The organism is Candidatus Nanohalococcus occultus (assembly GCF_029207735.1).
Taxonomy (GTDB): Archaea; Nanohalarchaeota; Nanosalinia; order Nanosalinales; family Nanosalinaceae; genus Nanohalococcus; species Nanohalococcus occultus.
Window position 1 is genome coordinate 562,373 of sequence record NZ_CP104395.1, and the last position, 20,623, is coordinate 582,995.

Consider the following 20,623-nt stretch of genomic DNA (forward strand, 5'->3'; position numbering starts at 1 on the left):
GTAATCCCTAGAACCGAGAGAGTTGATCGGTACCTGGTGGCCAAACGCTCTGATAACGGAGACTGGGAGTTCCCTGGCGGAAAACAGGAGGACGGCGAGATCATCCTTGAGACCGCTGAACGGAAGATAAGAGAAGAACTGAATCTTTTTCCGGGAGATAGAGCTTTCCAATGAACACCAGGAGGCAAGATGGATGAGGTCCGAAGATTTCAAAGGCTGTGAGTGGCACCGTGATGTAGGATACGCCTTGCCGGCGATGTACTATCTTGAAGACTACCTGCGTTAAACCACTGATAAGTTTTACCACATCAGAATAACACATGTCAGTGTTAACGTACGACGATGTTGGTTTGGAAGAGGTAAAAGGAAAACTTGAGAGCGAGGACTACGGGAACCATTCCGAAGATGATGTTGAAGCACTCTTCGAGGGAGATTACACTCCTCCGAGCGATGTAGAGCAAGGAACTCTTCTTAAAGACATCGGAGATGCTGCTTTAGAATGTTGTTACGAGAAAAAAGTTGATAGGATTGCTGGCGAACTTGAGCTGCCAGATGAAACAAGATTGCTGGCCAGAGAGGCAGCCCGATATTCGGGAATTAACACTGATCTTGCGAACCATGAGACTGACACAGTAGCGGGCGCGGCAGTATACTTTAGCACAGTCTGGACGAACAACCTACGAACACAGGGAGAAATATCCGAGACATATGGAGGCTCCAGAGTAAGCCTGAGAGAAACCTTCCATAAACTATCCGAGCATATAGGAGAGGAAACTCCACACGGAATGCTGCCGAAGGAAGTAATCGAAAGATCAAGACCTGTCTGAAGTCTTAACCCAAACGTTTCAGCCCGGTAAAACTACGTTGATTACAGCTGCTGCTATACCGGCTAAGCCCATCCGAAGACCTGCCTTCCACCATAGTTGATCGGATATTCTTGACATGTATACTCCGAAAAGGAATAGCATTGAGATAGCAGTAAAGACAGCTCCAATAGTTGCCTGTAAGGTGTTTAGACCAGGAACAAGATAGAAGCTAGCAGGCAGTACGACTCCGAGAACCGGGCCTAGACCGCTCATAAACGAGTTCATCTTTCTGTTTTCCATCTTCCGGTCTTCGAGTTCGGTGCCTTCCAGGTCCGTCATCATCTTAGCTTCCAGTTCATCGATCTCCGAAAGTTTTTCCGCTCGCTCTATCTCCCAGACGCTCCATACCCCGGAGGTTGCCAGACCGACGGCTGCTCCCACCGCGACCTTGAAAACCGTAGGATTCGAGGTCACCCCGGACAGATATGAGCCGACGGCGATACCGGTAAGTGTGAGTGCGCCGTCGAAACCGTTCGATATGAAGTACCTTCGGGAGATAGGATCAAGTTTCATTCTAGTCTTGAGGCGTTGAAACTTCCTCTACAAGCCTTTCTCCGCAGATTGCCTGATCTATTCCGTGGATGCTGCCTCCAAGGTTCTCGACAGTTTCCTTTACTTTTTCAAAGGAGAATCCGTCTCCCTGTACAGTTATCTTTATGTTTTCAACGTCTTTTTCATTCTCAACAAGCGTGGTGTTCGTTCCTTTGACTCCTTCCAGTTCGCTTGTCTCCTGGGCGAAATCCAGTATTTCCGGATCATGTGGTTTCAGGACATCCAGTACAACTCTTCTTAGCTTCGACATACCAGGATTTTGTTCCACTTGGTTAAAGAGCGTTGCCAAGAAGCAGGGGTTTAAAAGGATTTAGAGTTGAGTAGTTTCTACATGGGACGTGTACGACCAACCTACATCAAGAGACTGGCGAAAGATCTAGTCAAAGCAGACCCAGAAAGATTCACACAAGATTTTGAAGAAAACAAAGAAGAGCTAAAGGATACCGAAGAGTTCGAATCCAAGAAGCTACGTAATCGGGTCGCAGGCTACATCGTCAGAGTAAAAGAGAACAAGCCGAAGACACCGCAGTAACACATTTTTGGACCTCTCTGTGTTTTAACGGATCAGGCCGGGTTCATTATACCTTAGAGCATCATATAGGCTAAGGAAGCAGCTGCCAGTACAGCAAGGTTAACTATGGATATTCCAGGAACTTCATTGGCGCTTCCTGGGCGTTGAACTGTCTCTTTCGAGGTTATGGTAGTAGACATTTTTTTCACAGTGTTAAGCTCGTTGTTCCTTGCCTCCAGTTCAAGTGTCCGTGAGCCGGTGAAATCAGGTGCTACATTTATCAGGGAAGTCCGGGTCTCATTGCCCAAGGTAAATGTCTGTGAGTCAGTTCCATCGACGAAACTTGAGAAAGATCCGCCCTCCGTAATTGTCAGTGTAATGTCTCTTTGCTCCTTCCTGTTTTTGGTCTCGAATACAATTGTCTGTTCTTGGCCCCGTGGTACGACATACTCCTGCCGTCCGTTTTCAAAGTCGAGCCTGTAGCCCTCGAACTCCAGATTGGATACATCGCCGTAGGGTTTTGTCCGGAAGCTCCATTCACCAGTCTCCGGAACTCTTATCCAGTCGCTTTCTCCGCTTCTGACGCGGACGTACCAGTCATATGATGCCAGGTTATCGGATGCCGAAGAGTACTCAACCCCGCATTCCTCTCCAGTCACCAGGTTGTTACATGATCCGATTAAACCTGCGCTTCCCGTATAAAACTCCATTTCACCGATATCGCCGTTTGGATCTCTGTAAGTAGCGTTAACCTCCGGATCCAATGCTACGTTTGTCGCCCCGTCGGAAGGCTCAGGGTTGTAGGCGCTGGGATCTGACGCATCAGAGCAAAGTGTTTCAAAGCTCCAAACGTCGCTTACCGAAACCTTGGCACCGTCATCGGCGATCGCATACCACGGATAAGTTCTCATACAGGCAACACCACCCCAGTTGAATGACGCAGTGGCCTCACCTGAGGACACATCTGTATTATGATCTTTTCCGATCAGAATATCACATTCAGATCTGTCTTCTCCACACATTTGTATCTGGCTTCCTTCTCCCTGATCCCATATCTGGATGTATGAACTCGAATCTATGTTTAGATGGTTTGTATACAACGTCGAGTTCTCATAATTAGAGTTACCTACTCTCAACACTCCGCCGTTGATCACGGTAACGTTATCGTAGAGTCCGAGTCCCTGCACTTTCCTGTTTTCACCGTCGACCACAAGATCGTATTCTTCGTCACTGTAAGCACTCCAGTTCAGGAGGAAATCTACGTCAACAGAGTCCGAGGCCGGCGCCCTGACATTAACAGATATATCCGGGCTTTTCCCCACTACACCTCCATCAGCCGGATCAGGATTATACATATCCGGACGACATTCCGCAGCCGACATAATTCCCCGGAGAACAGGGTAGGTCCCACCTATGTCCGCTCCCACACATTTGCCGAAACCCCATACGTTCTCAAAGTCCCATTCTGGCTGGAACGTAGATTCTTCCTGAAGTTCGGAACTAGTCGTCGGAGCTGCCGATCCATCACTTGTAGAAGCAGTTGACTCCAACCAGTAACTGTACTGCTCTGTAGCCTCGCTGTTTGAAACAAAACCATGTAACTGCCCGCTAGATCCAGAATCGCCGTCATCCGCACCACAGTAGGTACAACTAAGTGTAGATCCGCCATAACCTCCAGCACCTCCAGAACCAGAGTTTAACTCGCTAACAGTATATGATCTATCGATTTCTCCATTGTTCATGTTCCTAGCCGAAAAACCGGTAGCATCACCTCCATCGCCGCCATCGCCTCCGCGATTGTCATTGCTCAAATCGGCGCCATCATCAGATATATCGCCTCCATGTCCACCATCACCTCCATTACCGCCTCTTACCGTAGCATTGGAGTAAGTATCAGTGATATCAAGCCGGTTGGTAAACACTACTCCTGCGGCATCGCCTCCTTGACCGCCTTCTTCAGCTCTCCCGGATCCAATATCCTGATCACCATCATCCGTGTTTCCTCCGTCCCCGCCGTTACCGCCGTTACCGCCTCTTATAGTCGTCTCGCTGACTCTGCTCTTTCTAATAACGTTGTTATTCACGAATGCTATCCCTGAAGCATGTCTGCCGTCACCAGCGTTGCCTGCGTAACCAGCGTCCTTATCATCGTCCCGTCCCGACGGATCGTCGGCGCCATCTCCGCCGTGACCTGCTCTACCAGCTTTTACTGTCGCATCAACCACAGAGGTCCTTAAAATAGTGCCGGCATTCTGGTAGACAATCCCTGCTGCGCTCCGACCATCGGCTCCTTGACCTCCGTTAGCACCTGTTTCCGTGTAACCATCTCCACCATCACCGGACTTTCCAGATCTTACAGAGCCGCTGAAAGTTGTATTAGCCATAAAACCATTGTTACTGCGGGCAATACCTGCTGCCATACCTGCCTGGGATCCGCTACCTCCGTCGACGCCGTTGCCTCCGGAGCCACCGTCTCCGCTTCTAACCGTTCCGTTAAACTGTACGCGCACCAAGCTATTCTGATTGTCGATTACAACACCGGCAGCAAGACCTCCTTGACCGCCCGTGCCTCCGGAACCGCCCGATGTAGAAAATCCGTTGCCGCCATTACCTGCCCGGATTTTACTCATAGTATCGAAACCAACGTTTTCTACAAGACCGTTGTTAGTTAAAGCCAGTCCTGCGGCGTTCTGCCCGTTCTCACCGTTTTTAGCCGAAGAAGTTCCATAGGAGCCATCCTGGACGTAGACATCGAAATTCTCAAATGTTATGTTCCCGACCTCTCCACCGGATCCGATGCGCCAAAAAAGAGCCAGGGAATTTTCTCCGCTTAAATCTAAATCCTGTATAGAATATCCGTTACCATCGATTCTGCCTGTAAACGCTTGGCTTTCTCCTATCATATCAAAGGGGTATGAAGAACAGTCAATGTCGTTCCTGAGTTCGTAGTCAGCGCCGAGATCGTTGTTAACCTGTTGGAGTTCGGAACAGGAAGTTACATCCACCGCGGCCGTCGAGCCGACAGCAGCTAAAACCATCAGCGAAACCACTGTTAACTTCAATAGTATAGAATAAGCTGATGAGGTCATCTAAGATTAGTTTCTCGTGCCAGAATAAAAACCCACATAACCTGTTTTAGAGCCATCACTGTCTCCGATCAGCGGCTTCTGATAGCCAGGATTTTTACGAGTTTCTAACCAGTCTTTCTAATGTATGGATATATCCGAAGCAGATTACTTTTTCATCGATCTGGAGGGAACTCTGATCAAGTGGAACGACACAATTATCGGCGCAGAAGAGCTAGTACACACCTTGAGAGAGAAAGGGAAGACTGTCTACTTCCATACCGATAACTCCTTGCTCTCCCGAAGCGGTTTCGCCCATAAACTCCAGAACATGGGGATAGACGCCAAGGAAGATGAGATCATCACTTCTGCGTATTCAGCCGCCCGTTATCTTGAGAGAAAGAATGTTAGAGAAGTTTATGCTATCGGAGAACGCGGACTTATACAGGAACTGTCGAATAAAGGAATCTCGACTTCAAGAGAATGTGAAAACGTTTTGATAGGATTGGACCGGCAGTTTAACTACAGTAAGTTGAAGGATGCTGCCGAGATCGCGGAAAGCGGGAATGTCTACGTATGTAGCGATGAGAAACAGGTTTACGCTGAGAAGTTTTTCCCACATCAGCTGGCGATTAACAACGCCGTCGAGACTTTCGCAGAGTCAAGTCTGCTTGGAAAGCCGAGCAATCCCTTCATCGATGCCTTGAGAGAGAAAACATTTGTCCCTGATAAAACTGTTTTCATAGGAGACCGGATGTCGGATGTGGAGACCGGGAAGAAACTGGGTGTCAAGACAGCGCTTGTTATGTCCGGAGAGACCACCAGAAGCGATTTAATGAGATTGGAAGACAGTGAGAAACCTGATTTCGGCGTCTCTAATCTTACCAAGCTTACCGGCCGGCTCTAGAAATCTTAGATGGAAACGTGACCGGTCAGTAGTTATAGTTTACCCACCAGTTAACGAGAATGGAACGACTAGACAAACACTTTCTGATGGACCGTCTTGAAACCCTTGAGTTAGACGAAGCCAGGTTCCCGGAGCGGCTGGATGTAATCTTCAGCGCCGAGAAAGGATCGGAGTTCCGGGTTGAAGATTATGAGGTCCCGGAGCATGTTTCGAGCTGGCTTGAGAATGCGGAAAAATGGGATGAGACACCGCGCAGATCAGCTTTCATTCCTAACTACTTCGAGCTGGATGAGAGAGTTGAATCCGAGCTAGTTGCTGGCATGGAGTCGGAACTCGAGAGTCCTGGTCTGGAAGGTGTAAAGCTCGCAGCAAATGCGATCCAGGCACAAAAGGAAAAGCCCGCGGTGAACTTCAGTGCGTACCTTGGACTGCCTGTAAACAGGTTAGAAGAGGAGTTTAACATGACTCAGGTCGCAGGGCCGTACGGAGCGGACAACATGGTTGAGACACCTGTATGGCTGGGAGTTGATGACTGGTACTCTGATATCGGCGAGGAAAACTACGTCGGAGTTATAATCGATGACGATACGGCTTACGCCCGACATATCATGGACAACGGCCTGATAATGGAAAACGAGGACCGAGAGTTCGACCCACGGTTCTGGCAGAGCTACCAGGAAACCATCCAGGGCTATACGGGCTGGATCTAGAAAAAGAAGTTAAAACATTTCCACTTCATTTTCTGGATAGGTGAACAAATAATTACAGAACAACGTCGCGTTACGGTTACATCAGCACTGCCTTACATCCACGGAGTACCACACTTAGGGAACATCGTAGGCTCGATGCTGCCGGCCGATATTTTCCACCGGTACCTGGATATCCGCGGCGTTGACAACATCCTCGTCGGCGGAAGCGATGTCCACGGAACACCTCTCGAGTTAGAGGCAATGGAACGCGACATGGAAGTAGAGGATCTCAAAGACGAGAACCACCGAAAAGTCAAAGAAGTAATAAACAAATTCGAAATCGATTTTTCGATCTACTCGAATACCCACAGCGAGTTCAACGAACGCCAGACCCACGACATGTTCGAAAAACTTTATCTGAACGGTTACATCAAAGAAGACACTCAGAGACTTCCTTACTCGGCGGAAGACGATCGCTTCCTCCCGGATAGATACATTGAAGGAGAATGCCCGGAATGTGGCGGATTGGCAAGAGGCGACCAGTGCGATGACTGCGGAACGTTACTCGATCCGGAAGAGATCGTAAACCCGCATTCGACTATCTCCGGCAGCGAGGACATCGAGTTCAAGGAAACCAAACACCTCTTTTTGGACCTACCGCAGTTCAAAGAGGAGCTGCTTGAATGGCTGGACGAAGCCGAGGAATCACCGGTACCGGATTCATCCCTGAAAGAGGTCAAAAACGCGATTGAGAACACTGAAAGACGTGCTATCACACGTGATATTGACTGGGGATTCGACATACCTGTCGAACGCGTCAACGAAAAGATTGAGGAAACCGGAAGAGACGTTCCAAAGCTTGAAGGAGACGTTTACAGCGAGAAAGTGCTTTACGTCTGGTTCGATGCTCCGATCGGATACATCGGATTCACCCGTGAGCTTTTCGACGACTCTGAGGAATGGAAAGATTACTGGATGAACGGGGAGGCAGAGACATACTACTCTATTGGAAAGGACAATACCATTTTCCACACCGTTATCTGGCCTTCGATGCTGATGGGGAGTTCAACCGAGGAAGAGACCTACAACTTGCCAAGTTACGAGTTTATCCAGCAGTTCTTGATGGCTGAGGACACACAGTTTTCGAAAAGCCGTGGGAAAGGACTGTCGACCGAAGACGCACTGGAGATGCAGCCAGCCGATTACTGGCGGTTCTACCTCGCTAGAAACCTACCGCAGGAACACGATGCGAAGTTCTCCTTCGATGACTTCGAAGCCGAGATCAACAACGTACTAAACGATACCGTCGGAAACTTCGTGAACCGGACCCTGGCACTGACAGAAAAATGGTTTGAAAACGAGGTGCCGGTCGGAGAGCTTGAGTACGAGGACCGTCAAGCGGTTGCGGAAGCCGAGAGAGTGACAGAAGAGTACGTCGAAGCCTTCGAAGACCATGATATCCGTACCGCAGTGGAAAAGGCCGTCGAGTTGGCGAGAGTCGGCGACCGTTACCTGTCCAAAGAAGAACCTTGGAACAACGAAGACAGACGCGAGCCTGTTTTACAGGTAGCAGTTCAGATCGTCCGCGGACTGGGCGTCTTAATGTATCCGTTTACACCGGAAGCATCGAAGAACATCGCAGAGATGCTTGATGTGGACATTCATACCGAGGAAGGCTACGATGAGTTACAGGACCCGCTTCTGGGCGGAATCGGAGCGGGCGAGAAGCTCGGAGAGCGCAAACAGCTATTCGAGAAGATCGAAGTACAGCCACCTGAAGAAGGAAATGATAGTATGTTTAACGAAGAGACCGTAAGCTTCGAAGATTTCGGAGAGATGGATCTCCGGGTTGGAGAAGTCAAAGAAGTTGAAGAACATCCAAACGCAGACAAACTCTACAAAGTCCAGATCGACGTCGGCGAAGCCACTCTACAGACATGTGCCGGTCTCAAGAACCACTACGAGGCAGATGACCTGGTCGGCCGTAGAGTTGTTGTGCTTGCGAACCTAGAACCAGCCGAGCTACGCGGAGAGAAAAGCGAATGTATGATGCTGGCAGCAGAGGACGAAGACGGAAACGTCTCGATGCTGACAACGGATAAGGAAATAAAGGTAGGGAGCAAGGTCCGCTAACTTTCCTCTATAACTTTTTCCTTTATTCTATTTGCTTGGGCGCTGTTCCATCCTGAAGGCGGTTTTCCTGGAGCATCCAGCATAGCTTCTATGCCCTGTGACATCGGGTGCCGGTACTCTTCAGAATCCAAAGTGTTCTCAATAGATCTGAAAGCCACCCCGCTCACAGTCGGATTTTCCTGACTCGTCCGGCCTGGCGGATTCTGCGCAGCATACTGTTCTACTGCTCTGGCATCGCCCAAGGCACGGGGTTTGAACACATGGCCTCTCTGGATGCCATATACCGCCTTGCCGTGCCGATCCATGTACATAAAAGTCTCTATGCCATCGTCTCTAGAATCCTTCTCAGTGTAGCTTATCTTCCGATCGCTGATATCTTCCAGTATGCGTGCGTTTACAACTTCCACTCCGGCGTCTTCCATTTGATCGTAAACTGCTTGTTCAAGATCTTTTGTACTGTTCATTTTTAGTTCACCTTCTTTGGCTTATATCCAACATACCTCACGTATGTGCTAAACAATATATGAAGAACTGATGAGAAGGCGGAAGAACTCTAATCGAACCTAAAGAGTTCTTCGGCTTCGCTATTGTCTTCAACTACTTTCTCTTCCTCCGTTCCTGGTTCCTTAATCTCATTGTACGTGGAATTTCTGCCTCCGTACACTCTCCCGCCTCTCAGCTCAAGATCGTCACTGCCCGCCAGATTGTAGTCGGGATCGTTTATCGCCTCTTGTCTTTTCTTTATATTCCAGAGATTATCTTTCTCTACCTTGTCCATTATTATCTCACCTCCTTACTCTAGTGCTTCCACATGCCATTGATCGGCATCTTTTCCCTGATTTTGCTGAGATTCTTTCCTGCTCTCGAATGTCTCGATGATCTCTGTAGTAGTTGTGTACTCATCGACAGCGATCTGTTCTTCATGGTTATCCGAGTAAACATTCACTGACTCATCACCAAACTCTATATTATATTCCATAGATACAACACTGTATCCTTCCTCGGTTTCCACAACTCTATCTCTGACGACTGTTTCAGCCTCTTGTTCCAAGATCATCAGGTTCTCACCTCGATGCTGTGTCTTTCAGTGGTGTTTGGACCGAACTCGTCACGGAGATCATCCAGTTCTTTTGTTGCCACTTGTTGGTAAACATTTTCCATTGTCTTAATTGTTACTTACTCATGGTAACTATATAAAGTTTTCGTTTAATTGGGCTTTGTTCAAAAAGCAGGTTCTGTTCAAAAACTTGACTCTGTGTTCAAAAAGCCCAAAACAGACCTCACAGAGAAACTAACAAAAAGAAAACAGTATTCCACAGATCAAACAAAAATTCGGAGAAGACATGAACAGCAGAAAGCATAGAAGCCAACTGGAAAGGAAACACTGCTCAAAATACTAAACCACAACATCGCCGTAACAGTACACCAAACCAACAAAAACAGAATACAACCAGAATATTGAGTCTTGAAACAGTTAACTGCTATATTGCTGAAGCTTGCTGAGCTTCTGTATATTCAAACTCGGTTTCAACCTCTATGTCTTCGTACGCCTTAGAATCAAAGTTCATTGGGTCAAGTGCGGCACCGATCTCTCTGAGAGCATCGTTAGAAGCGACTCCGTTTGGATCCCGTTGGTATGAAGCTTCGACCTCAAGGTTGTTAGGCACTATTCTATCTACGGAGTATTCGAACTCAGCCTTTGCTTCCAAGGCTTTTTTATCTCTCGTTTTCATGTAGCTAGAACCATCTTCCTCTTCTAAATCAACTAGTTCTTCTTCAGCCATTTTCTCTATGTCCTCTTGGAATTCGTCGCTGTACTGTTCAAGAGAACCAAGGTCGTACTCCACACCTCTTGAACCTAGTTTTCCGAACTCATCAGGGCTGTGGTTCTTGGTATCTCTCCAAGAGATGTTTCTATTTATTACAATACTGGCTTCATTTTCCTGTAGTTCTTCTTGGTAGCTTGAAATGATAAGATTGCTGATAGGTATCTCATGATCTGTTTCATCCTTCAGTTCTCCGTCTTCCACCTCTAAAGAAAGGTGGTTACAGCTACTGAAAACACTTTGTTTAGCTTCTGTTGGAGTACGATAATCGGATTCTTCTTCATCCTCAAATACGGCTTCGATGTACTGTATGTCACTATCTTTGTCTTCGACAACTTTCGCTTCTGCTTCCTCGAAGTTTTCATCTATTTTCCTCAATTCTTCATCCCATCCGGCGTCTTCTATTAGTTCTTCTTGAGTGGAATATCCGAAGTCGCTCAGAATCTCTCCTAGTTCTTCGCCTTTGTTGGCGTATTCTGACCAGTTATCCAGTTCTTCTAGTGTCTTGATTCTGTATTCGGCATTTTCAATCTCTAGGTTTTCTGCCTTAGCATTATTTTGTTCAAACATGTCGAGGATTCTTTCTTCATATCTGGAGTTGAGGAATGCTTCTTCAGTGAAAGGATCATTCTCCATTAGTTCCGCTACTTTCTCAACATCTTTGCTGTTGAGTTCTCTTAAATCTCCTTCCTCAATATCTGAGATTGAAAACCCTCCGAATCCTGTACCAAATACTATATCTTCCACAAGTTCTTCTGTCTCAAATTCGGTATACCTGTCTGTTCTATCCACTGTTGCTCCTGTATCATAGTCTCCAACCCTCTCTTCGTCCGCATATCTTCCTTCAGGGATTGTAAATGTTAGATTTACATTGCCGACCTCTGTAAATTCTTCAACTTCTCCTGGAATATGCTCTTTTTCTAGGTTAGCAAAAGATATTACATCATCTTTGTCTTCAAGGCTTCGAATGTCTGGAGCTTCGAGGTCGACTGCTGACAACCACCCTTTCAGAGTCAGGTTTCCGTTTTCGCTGACTAATCCTATCTCTCTTGCTTGTTCATATCCTTCTTCAAACTCTCTTCTTTCAATATCCTCCGATCTTACTGCTTCTCCTACGTTATTGTTTTCCAGCATCATTCTAGGAACCTGGTTTCTTTCAAAAACAGCGTTGTCCTGCCTAATTCTGAGGTTTCTTGCGAGTCTCTGTGTCTGTTCAGGGTTAAGTGGCTCTCCATCTAGTTCTATGCGATAGCTGTGAATATCGCCTTCATTATCTAGCTGTAGATGCTCAAGCCCTCTATTTACGCCATCTCTATTTCTTACATTTCTTGTTTCTTCTCTGTAGGAGTCTTCATCCATTAGAGTCCACCACTTAATGTTTCCTACGTCTTGGAATCCATCGAGGTTCTGATTTACGAAGTATTCTTCTCCTACTACCTGTGCTTCTGTTCCGTCTTCAAGTTCTACTGTATTTTCTTCTGGGTTGTTGAGGCTTCTGATTGGTGCTTGGAAGTGGTTTCTTACTACGCCTCTCAAGTTTTCGTCTGCGATTTCGCTAACTTGTCTTACTGCATCTTCCACATCTTCGTTTTCTACATCTTCCATCCTATCTATTATTTGTTCCAAATCTGCTTCGCTTCTTGGCGAATAGACATCTTGTTCTCTTTCTCCAGTATCCGGAGTGTTTATGTTCTGAGCAGCAGCCATTAGATCATCCCTCCGTTTTCTGAGCCATCGTAGTCAAGAGGAGCAATCACTGATTTCCCCCATCCAGATCCCGTGTCATAATTCAGGAAATAGGTTTGGCGCCCTTCTGGAATTGTTTCGATTTCCCCAATCGTTAGGTTTGACTGTATTTCGGTTTGGAAATCCTTTTCTTCTTTTTTCAAATCGTAAATAGATTTTGCTGCCTGTGCTGAAGTCGTTCCAGCAAAAACTTCAAGCGCATTTATGCCCATTAAAGGGTCGTGGAGTTGTGTTCCCGATAAGACGGCTGCACCTGCTCCAACCGCTGCCAGGCCACTTACAATTGAGGTGCCTAAAGCTTGATTATAAGAAGGATTGTTTCCTTCAGCCACCACAGGTAATTTGGTCAGAAATTCTGTAATATCTTCCTTAGGGACTTCCTGGTCTACCGTAAAGTAAAATCCTACGTTTCTTTGGGTTTTTTGAGCTTCAATGATCTCTCTAGTGGCAGATTCGATAAACTCGCCGTACGAACAAGTATCGCCGATACCGTCAATGTTTTTGAATAATCCGTTTTCCTCTCTATCTCTTACCTTGAATTCGTCTAGACTGGAAATATCCCCATCATATCTGAATTCGGCATTTGAAAAATCATCCTTCTCATCTATATCCCACCCTATTCCTTCAAGGCTGTAAAAATCCCACTCATTATCAGACTCAGGCGAGTTTACACTCACAGAGAATCACTTCCGTCATATAGTTCTCCTTCGTGGCCGTTTACTGCCATGTAGAGAGGATCGCCGTGTTCAAGACTTTCTTCTATGTCTGTTTCGAGTGCCCCCATGTACATTGTTCCCTCTTCTGCTGCAACAGTGGTTGCATGACAACTTCTACCTGAATCACTGCCAACTATCGCCTCCATGTTTTCTGTCAAATTCTGTATTTCATTACTCATGATATTTGTGACTAAGATATATCCGTCTGAGAATTCCGAATCATATTCCCTAATCTCATTCCTAACATCTCTATATTGTTCATCTACTGGGTCCGTATCGTAAAGTCCGTCTGGATCAGTGTCTCTAACAACTAGAGCAGGCGCTTCTAAAATGCCATGATTTGCAACTGTTTCAGTTTCAGCTAGTGTTTCATTTGTCGGAGGTTCGATGTCGCCTGGCATATCGAAAGCTGGTTGATCGTATCCATCAACTGTGATTGGTCTTCCTTGAAGCACCCAGAGATTTCCTTCATTGTCGTAAGCCGCTTCAATATCCATAGGTGAGTCATAAGTTGATTGAATATTTGCTGCCTTCTCAGCGAGATCCTCTACTTGACTCTCTGAAATTATAGAAACTGATTCAAAAGGATATTTGTTTTTATGATCCATCTCTGTAGCTTCAGCTTCTGCTCTAGGACTTTCAGGCCTATCCATTTCGACTTCTATGCGCTCTCTTTCTCCATCCTCTACCGCATCTCCAGGTGTCTCACAGAGCTCCATATAGACGTTTTGTGGGTCTCCATTAGGATGTGCACTGAATATTACTCCTCCAGAAGCAGTATCTATGGCTTCCTGTACTGGTACAGCAACTCCGCCGAAGCTTTCCATATCATTGTCCAATAAGTAGTTAAGTGCCGTCTCACTGAACGCTGTCGAATAAACTGCTTTTATGCCTTTGAAAACTCCATTTTTGGCGTTTGAGTATCTAATATCTCCCGATAAGAATTCTTCACTGGCTATAACCCCTCCGTTATTTGAAATAGGACCGAAGCTTTCGAGCCTTCCTGCTCCTGAGTTGTCTTCTCCGTCTTCGTTGACTGCGGAGCTTCTTGTAAAGAATTCTGGTTCGTAGTCTTGTAGTGCTTCGTCAATCTCTGCTTCGTAGTTTGAAGGTATCTGGTTGTTTAGGAATATTTCTTGAGTAGTGTCTTGGATTTCCGAAAGAGTAACATCTCCTCTTTGTCTATTAGTTTGAATCCAGTCGAGGTCTACATCTCCGTCGTTGTCGATCCATTCTAGTCCTTGTATTTCGGATTGCTGGACGAACTCGTCGTAGCCGTCAGCGTTTACAATAAAGCCTGGAGGTACGTTATTGAACTGTGCGAGTTCGAGTAGGTTTGCTCCTTTCCCTCCCCAATCTTCAGTTGACGGAGTTAGTACCGGATCGCCTATGTGCTTTACTTCTTTCATATTTACCACCTAGCAGTAACACTTTAAACATGTTTTGGTTAGATATCTGCCACAGCAAAATTAGATCTCTATTCAAAAAGTTCGTGTTCAAAAAGAATTCTTGAGCAAAGCCGTTTAATTGGGCAGAACTAACTTGTAAACCAGGAGACAACTTAGGCTATGGACCCCATGAAGGACGTGAAACAAGATGTGATCTCGAAGATGGCACAGGCTTCCGTAGAGAACTTATCCGACAAGGAAGCTCTGGAATTACACGGACAGGCGGCATCTCTTCTTGAAGACGCCTCAAAACACGAGTACCGAGACGATCTGGACGACAACAAAGCACATTTCCTCTACGGAGAAGCATTGAGGAAACTGGAATATTATGAAAACGTCCGGGAGCTTGACAAAGGAGCCTATACGTCCGATTACCTTTAGGCTCTCTATTCTTGTTCGAGAGGTTCCGGTTCAAGGACCTCTCTGTTTTTGAGTTTTCTCCGATAAAAGTTTTTTATGAAGCTTAACTTTCTCGGAACAGGTGGCGGAAGATACGCGACCGGAGAACAAGACCGTCGGACCGGAGGAATCGTAGTTGAAACACAGGAAACCCAGATACATATTGATCCCGGGCCAGGCGCACTTGTCTGGAACCATGAAGAGATCGAAGAACCATTGGAGACGGAGGCAGTGATTGTCTCACACGCACATCTGGATCACGCAAACGACGCAGAAGCCATAATCGAGATGATGACAGAGGCCGCCAAGCTACCAGGGAACCTTTTCGCGAACGAAACCGCTTTGAACAGCTACGGCGACATCGAACAATGTATATCGAACTTCCACCAAGAACTATGCCTGAATGTAAAAACACTGGAGGAAGGCTCAAGCTTCGAGTTCAAGGACGTAACTATCGAAAGCCAGCACATGTTCCACGGCGATCCGAAAACCGCAGGACTAAAGATAAAAGGAGAGAAAACCATTGGTTTCTGGACGGATACAGAGTTTTCCGAAGAGCTACTCGGGTTTTACGAAGAATGTGACTGGCTTGTAATTTACTGTACTCGTCCGAAGGATCGTGGTGTTCCAAGCCATACCGGTATCAGCGACGTACCGAAGATTCTGGAAGCAGTTCAGCCGGAAAAATGCCTTCTAACCCATTTCGGGAAAGCAATGTTGGACTCGGACATGGAAGCGCAAAAAGAGTGGTTGAAAGAACAGACAGACGTGAAAATTACCTTCGCCGAGGACGGGATGAGTTTCCCCGGGAACCGAAGCCTCGGTGACTTCTAGGCACATGCTTCGGTCGCAGCTGTAAGAACAGCGATCAGAACGATCGATTTAGAGACTCCTTTGGAAAAATAACTCGTTCAAAACAAGATTACAGGAAGAAATAAAGAATAATGTAGGTTACTGGGCGGCTGCCTGGTCTATCGATAGCTGCTATTATGCTCCTGCTTCAGCCGTCTGATTTGTATCTGTTCCCGGTGCTGAAGGCGCTCTCTGTGCTTGTACCTGTTGCTGGAACTGCTGTTGAGCGAACTTATAGCCTTCTATGTATGCTTCGGCCTCATTCTGTTCGTAACCTTTATCCTCCATCAGTCCTTCGACAAGAGATGCTTCTTCTTGTGATTGCTGCTCTTGCTGTTCTTGTGCCTGCCTTTGAACACGTTCTCTAGGATCTTCAAAGATCTGTTCGTAGCTATGATCTTCGTACATGCCGCCTTGAAGTTCAACTTCGGAAGCACCTAAAGCAGAGTTGATGACCTTAGCATCTCCTACTGTTTTGTCTCCGCTTCCGTGGTCGTGGCCTCCTAGAACCATATCTACAGCTCCGGATTCTGCCAGATCTCTGTTGATGTCGGATCCGTACTTCCATTCTTCGTCTCTTGTTACCGCGTGATCCGCTAGGATTACCGGTTTGTCATATTCTGCGAGTTTTTCTTCAATCGCCTGTTTCTCTTCTCTGTATTCTTTGTGTTCTTCTGTGATTAGTTCATCCGGAACGTCTCTATAGTCTAAGCTTTCAGGATCAACATCCGTGTTGAATCCGCCGGTAACTGACTTGTAGACTGTTCCCCAGTTTCTTGGATCTACATAGTCCCAGACACCGAAGTCTTCGGTTGGATCGTCTTCTTCCAGCTCTCCGGCTATCTCTTCAAAGTCGTATCCGAATCCGCCATCTTTGTCACCGGGTTCTCCAGGTAGTTCAGGGTCCTGATGTGTGTCTCCGAAGTAAAATACGTGATCTTCTTTCTCAACTACCGAGTTTCTAACATCGTTTACGCCATCGTGCTGGGCTATAATTACATCAAAAATGCTTTCGGCATCCTCAGGGTCTTCACCTTCTTTGCCAGTAAGCTCTGTATAAACCGAGGTATCATCATCAATCTGTTCTCTGACCTCATCGTATGTAGGTACGTGACCGTGCTTGCCAGTCATATCGTGGTTGCCTGGCATGAAATCCCACTCTGCGTCAGAATCACTTCTGGCCTCAAACTCAGAGTCAAGGGCTTTGGCTCGATCATAAAGATTGTCATGATCGCCCATGTAGATCGCATCGCCAGTCTCCACCACATGCCCATTTACAGACTGTATATCCTGTTCATCTGCCGATCCATGTGCGTCAGACCAGTGGTGGAATTGGGTTGAGACCATATACCTATATTGTAACCGCAGCCTTATAATAGTTACTCATATGTAACAACAAGTCTATCTTTTCTGGTATACTCCAACTGTTTTAAGAATCAATCCCAGAGGTTCTAACTGTAGAGGTTAACAAAATAATGCCGGAAGGAGATTACGACGCGGAAAAGGTCGAGGCAAAATGGCAGAGAAAATGGGTTAAAGAAGAGACGTTCAAATACCCCGGAGCAGAAAACGAACGAGAAGTGTTCTCGATAGACACTCCGCCACCAACCGTGTCAGGAAGCCTTCACATGGGTCACTTGTACGGCCAGACACTTCAGGACTTCCAGGCACGTTTCCAGCGTATGAGAGGGAAAAAGGTCTTCCAGCCATTCGGCTACGATGATAACGGAATCGCAAGCGAGCGTTTGACCGAAAAAGAGCTTGGAATCCGACACCAGGACTTTACTCGCAGAGAGTTCCAGGAAAAATGCCGAAAAGTCTGTAAAGAGTACGAAGATCAGTTTACAGAAAACATGCAGTCACTGGGCGTAAGCCATGACTGGACGAATACTTACAAGACAATCGAGCCACGGGTACAGAAAATCAGCCAGCTATCGTTCATTGACTTGTACGATAAAGGCCGAGAGTACAGGAAAAAGGCTCCAGCGATCTGGTGTCCTGACTGTGAGACAGCCATCTCCCAGGTTGAAACCGAGGACATGGAACAGCAGGCGCATTTCAACGACATCGAGTTCCCGATGGCCTCAGGAAACGGCTCGATTGTAATATCTACCACTCGACCGGAGCTTTTACCGGCCTGTGTGGCAATCATGGTTCATCCGGAAGATGAAGCCAACGCACATCTTGCCGGGGAAAAGGTCAAGGTCCCGATCTTCGATTACGAGGTACCTATTATAGAAGATGAAGACGTTGATATCGAGACCGGTACCGGTGTTGTAATGGTCTGTACCTTCGGAGATCAGAAAGACATCGAGTGGTACCAGGCACATGACTTGCCGTTGAGGACCGCGATCGATGAATCTGGTACAATGACAGACTTGGCCGGAAAATACGAGGGAATCGATTCCTCGGTTATGAAAAAGAAAATAGTTGAAGATCTAGACGAAGAAGGTTATCTCCTGGACCGTGAACGGATCACCCACGACGTACAGGTCCACGAAAGATGCGATACAGGAATCGAGTTCATGGTAACCGAACAGTGGTACGTAGAGATACTTGATAACAAGGAAAAGTACCTTGATGCCGGCGACCAGATGGAATGGTTCCCGGAGAAAATGAAGACCCGGTACACTAACTGGATTGAAGGCCTGAAATGGGACTGGTGTATCTCCCGTCAACGCGATTCCGGGATTCCGTTCCCTGTCTGGTACTGTAAAGACTGCGGACAGGAAGTACTGGCCGCGAAAAAGGACTTGCCGGTCGATCCACTCGAGGACGAACCACCTTTCGAAGAATGTCCGGACTGTGGATGCGAGGAGTTCGAGGCAGAAGAAGACGTATTCGATACCTGGGCGACCTCTTCACTAACACCACTGGTTAATGCTGGATGGGACTGGAATGAGGAAACCGAAGAGTACGAGATGAGTCGTCCGGAGCTTTACAGCTTCGATGTCCGACCGGAGGGACACGACATCATCAGCTTCTGGCTTTTCCACACCGTTGTAAAATGCTATGAGCATACCGGCGAAGTGCCGTTTGACTCGGTTATGAACCACGGACACGTACTGGATGAAAACCGCGAGAAGATGAGTACGTCCCGTGGGAACGTTGTAGCACCGAAGGAAGTTCTAGAGGAGTTCCCTGTTGATGCGGCCCGTTACTGGGCTGCCGGCTCAAAGGTAGGAGATGACTTCCCGTTCAAGGAAAAGGAACTTGTCTCCGGAGAGAAACTGATGAGAAAGATCTGGAACGCCTCGAAGCTCGTCGAACAGCTATCGGATGAAGACATTGAGGTCGAAGAATCCGATCTTTCCGAGATGGATAAGTTCATGCTGGCTAAAACCGATGAACTGCTAGAAGAAGTCACCGAACATTTCGAGAGCTACGAGTTCGCGAAAGCACGGGACAAGATACGGAGTAGTTTCTGGGATACATTCTGCGGGGATTATCTCGAGGTCTCAAAACAGAAGCTTGATACAGGCGATTACCGTGGAACCCAACATACACTACGTAGAGTCCATGAAAGGTATCTGAAGATGTTCGCACCGATCATCTCCCATGTAACAGAACAAGTCTACTCGGAGATGTACGATGGAGAGTCCATTCATCTAAGCCGGTGGCCGGAAAAGACAGGCATCAAAGCTGATGTACAGAGGGGAGAAAACGCTTTCAAGGCTATTTCTGCGTTGAGAAAGTACAAAACCAGCAACCAGATGTCTCCAACCGCCGAACTAGGAAAAGTCGAGCTTTATTCGAACGTTGAAGGTTTCGAAGAAGAGATCAAAGGAACCATGCACATCGAAGAACTGGCGATGAAAGACGGACGACCGGAGGTCGAATCCCAGATATCGGAGATCAAACTGGATTACTCGAAGGTCGGACCGAAGTACGGAGACAAGGTCGGAGAGCTAGAAGCAGCCTTGAGCAACAACGAGTGGATGATAGAGGACGGACACCTGGAAGTAGCCGATGAGAAGCTAAAACCTGAAGAGTTCGATGTAATCGAGGAAAAACAGTTTACCGGCGAAGGCGAGATGATCGAACACGAAGGAATCATGGCGGTGATAAAATGAGGTTCGGAGGAAGCGTAGGACCGGAAATAGAAGACGTAGCAGAGATACCAGCTGTCTTTGATTTCGTAGAGATCGCGATCGGAGAGATGGAGGTATCCCTCGAGGAGATCGATACAGAATCACTTAGAGAAGACCTGGAGGAAAACGATCTAGATCTTATAATCCATCTTCCTTTCCGACAGCCCCTAGCTACGACCGTACCCGAGTTAAACGACGGACTTTACAACTACTACGATCGACTGCTGGAGTTTTCCGCTGAACTAGGTGCGGAGAAAGCGGTTGTCCACCTGAATACACGTCACGGACAGGACCGCGAAGACGTCTTGGAAGAGTTGAAAGACCAGATCAAAGAACTGAAGGTTTTAGAGGAAAAACACGGAGTCGAACTTGTCTATGAGAACATTCCGTTCGGAGCATCGAAGGCTATGGACTTAGAGGACCTACCTGAGTTTGCCGAAGAACTCGATATCTCACTCTGTATAGACACCGGACATGCCTACGCGGAGGACGAACAGGAAGGAATCAACATGATACTTGAGGAAGCTTCCGAGAACATCTCACACCTACACATCCAGGATTCGATGGGCGGCAGCGACTCACATGTAGCGGTAGGACACGGAGATATCGACTGGGAACAAACTTGTGAAAGACTCGAGGAGTTTGAAGGAACCGCGACCCTGGAGATTTTCACTAACGACTTCGAGTACTCGGAGATCTCCCATCGGAAGCTTCTGGAGTATCTTCCTTCATAGAGTGTTCGGAACAGCCGGCGGCTGAAGTCAGTTACGAAGAGCTGGTTCGATTCGGACAGGTTAAAAGACTTCAGCCCGGAAAGTAGGT

Annotated in this window: 19 protein-coding genes and 1 pseudogene; 10 read left to right on the plus strand and 10 right to left on the minus strand. The window is 47.0% G+C overall.

The window, feature by feature from the left end:
• Positions 1 to 174, plus strand: a pseudogene (locus SVXnc_RS03190) (NUDIX domain-containing protein); the annotation flags it as partial.
• Positions 175 to 320: 146 nt separating this feature from the next.
• Positions 321 to 827 (plus strand): cyclin family protein, encoded by a 507-nt coding sequence (locus SVXnc_RS03195; protein WP_347721486.1) that lies wholly within the window; start codon positions 321 to 323, stop codon positions 825 to 827.
• 18 nt (positions 828 to 845) lie between these two features.
• Here the strand turns inward: SVXnc_RS03195 and SVXnc_RS03200 are convergent, their stop codons facing one another.
• Both SVXnc_RS03200 and SVXnc_RS03205 read right to left on the minus strand, forming a co-directional pair.
• Positions 846 to 1,379 carry a VIT1/CCC1 transporter family protein gene (locus SVXnc_RS03200; protein ID WP_347721487.1) on the minus strand — a complete coding sequence of 178 codons (534 nt, stop codon included), beginning with the start codon at positions 1,377 to 1,379 and terminating at the stop codon, positions 846 to 848.
• A 1-nt stretch (position 1,380) separates the two neighbouring features.
• A complete protein-coding gene (locus SVXnc_RS03205; protein ID WP_347721488.1) occupies positions 1,381 to 1,668 on the minus strand; it encodes a DUF211 domain-containing protein in 288 nt (95 codons plus the stop codon).
• An 81-nt stretch (positions 1,669 to 1,749) separates the two neighbouring features.
• On the opposite strand from SVXnc_RS03205, the gene SVXnc_RS03210 reads away from it, so the two are divergent.
• Complete coding sequence (locus tag SVXnc_RS03210) at positions 1,750 to 1,950, plus strand: 30S ribosomal protein S17e (RefSeq protein ID WP_347721489.1); 201 nt, start codon at positions 1,750 to 1,752, stop codon at positions 1,948 to 1,950.
• Positions 1,951 to 2,003: 53 nt separating this feature from the next.
• Here SVXnc_RS03210 and SVXnc_RS03215 read toward each other — a convergent pair whose 3' ends face one another.
• The gene (locus SVXnc_RS03215) at positions 2,004 to 4,967 is read right to left on the minus strand and encodes a hypothetical protein (protein ID WP_347721490.1); all 2,964 of its coding nucleotides are present in this window, start codon (positions 4,965 to 4,967) and stop codon (positions 2,004 to 2,006) included.
• A gap of 175 nt (positions 4,968 to 5,142) precedes the next feature.
• On the opposite strand from SVXnc_RS03215, the gene SVXnc_RS03220 reads away from it, so the two are divergent.
• Genes SVXnc_RS03220 through metG form a run of 3 tightly spaced genes read left to right on the plus strand, consistent with a single transcriptional unit; the run spans position 5,143 to position 8,723 of the window.
• Positions 5,143 to 5,901, plus strand: coding sequence for an HAD-IIA family hydrolase (locus SVXnc_RS03220; protein ID WP_347721491.1), 759 nt, complete (start codon positions 5,143 to 5,145; stop codon positions 5,899 to 5,901).
• A 59-nt stretch (positions 5,902 to 5,960) separates the two neighbouring features.
• Entirely contained in the window at positions 5,961 to 6,611 is a 651-nt protein-coding gene (locus SVXnc_RS03225; RefSeq protein ID WP_347721492.1) for a hypothetical protein, read from the plus strand.
• Positions 6,612 to 6,662: 51 nt separating this feature from the next.
• Positions 6,663 to 8,723, plus strand: a complete 2,061-nt coding sequence (metG, locus tag SVXnc_RS03230) for a methionine--tRNA ligase (RefSeq protein WP_347722419.1) — start codon at positions 6,663 to 6,665, stop codon at positions 8,721 to 8,723.
• Here the strand turns inward: metG and SVXnc_RS03235 are convergent.
• From SVXnc_RS03235 to SVXnc_RS03260, 6 genes are all read right to left on the minus strand, one after another.
• Positions 8,720 to 9,187 (minus strand): hypothetical protein, encoded by a 468-nt coding sequence (locus tag SVXnc_RS03235; RefSeq protein WP_347721493.1) that lies wholly within the window; start codon positions 9,185 to 9,187, stop codon positions 8,720 to 8,722. The genes metG and SVXnc_RS03235 overlap by 4 nt on opposite strands.
• Positions 9,188 to 9,276: 89 nt before the next feature.
• Positions 9,277 to 9,501 carry a hypothetical protein gene (locus SVXnc_RS03240; protein ID WP_347721494.1) on the minus strand — a complete coding sequence of 75 codons (225 nt, stop codon included), beginning with the start codon at positions 9,499 to 9,501 and terminating at the stop codon, positions 9,277 to 9,279.
• A gap of 15 nt (positions 9,502 to 9,516) precedes the next feature.
• The gene (locus SVXnc_RS03245) at positions 9,517 to 9,780 is read right to left on the minus strand and encodes a hypothetical protein (protein WP_347721495.1); all 264 of its coding nucleotides are present in this window, start codon (positions 9,778 to 9,780) and stop codon (positions 9,517 to 9,519) included.
• A 424-nt stretch (positions 9,781 to 10,204) separates the two neighbouring features.
• Complete coding sequence (locus SVXnc_RS03250) at positions 10,205 to 12,256, minus strand: hypothetical protein (protein WP_347721496.1); 2,052 nt, start codon at positions 12,254 to 12,256, stop codon at positions 10,205 to 10,207.
• Positions 12,256 to 12,972: a hypothetical protein gene (locus SVXnc_RS03255; RefSeq protein ID WP_347721497.1), complete on the minus strand. Its 717-nt coding sequence runs from the start codon at positions 12,970 to 12,972 to the stop codon at positions 12,256 to 12,258. The genes SVXnc_RS03250 and SVXnc_RS03255 overlap by 1 nt, the downstream gene beginning before the upstream one ends.
• Entirely contained in the window at positions 12,969 to 14,420 is a 1,452-nt protein-coding gene (locus tag SVXnc_RS03260; protein WP_347721498.1) for a PEP/pyruvate-binding domain-containing protein, read from the minus strand. Before SVXnc_RS03260 ends, SVXnc_RS03255 begins: the two co-directional genes overlap by 4 nt.
• 168 nt (positions 14,421 to 14,588) lie before the next feature.
• On the opposite strand from SVXnc_RS03260, the gene SVXnc_RS03265 reads away from it, so the two are divergent.
• Both SVXnc_RS03265 and SVXnc_RS03270 read left to right on the plus strand, forming a co-directional pair.
• Positions 14,589 to 14,840 (plus strand): hypothetical protein, encoded by a 252-nt coding sequence (locus SVXnc_RS03265; protein ID WP_347721499.1) that lies wholly within the window; start codon positions 14,589 to 14,591, stop codon positions 14,838 to 14,840.
• Positions 14,841 to 14,915: 75 nt separating this feature from the next.
• A complete protein-coding gene (locus SVXnc_RS03270) occupies positions 14,916 to 15,692 on the plus strand; it encodes an MBL fold metallo-hydrolase (protein WP_347721500.1) in 777 nt (258 codons plus the stop codon).
• A 153-nt stretch (positions 15,693 to 15,845) separates the two neighbouring features.
• On the opposite strand, the gene SVXnc_RS03275 is transcribed toward SVXnc_RS03270, so the two are convergent.
• Positions 15,846 to 17,057, minus strand: a complete 1,212-nt coding sequence (locus tag SVXnc_RS03275) for a metallophosphoesterase (RefSeq protein ID WP_347721501.1) — start codon at positions 17,055 to 17,057, stop codon at positions 15,846 to 15,848.
• Between the two features lie 128 nt (positions 17,058 to 17,185).
• Here SVXnc_RS03275 and SVXnc_RS03280 point away from each other — a divergent pair, with 128 nt between their 5' ends.
• The gene (locus SVXnc_RS03280) at positions 17,186 to 19,783 is read left to right on the plus strand and encodes a valine--tRNA ligase (protein WP_347721502.1); all 2,598 of its coding nucleotides are present in this window, start codon (positions 17,186 to 17,188) and stop codon (positions 19,781 to 19,783) included.
• Positions 19,780 to 20,535 (plus strand): sugar phosphate isomerase/epimerase family protein, encoded by a 756-nt coding sequence (locus tag SVXnc_RS03285; RefSeq protein ID WP_347721503.1) that lies wholly within the window; start codon positions 19,780 to 19,782, stop codon positions 20,533 to 20,535. Before SVXnc_RS03280 ends, SVXnc_RS03285 begins: the two co-directional genes overlap by 4 nt.
• The last annotated feature ends 88 nt before the right edge of the window (positions 20,536 to 20,623 follow it).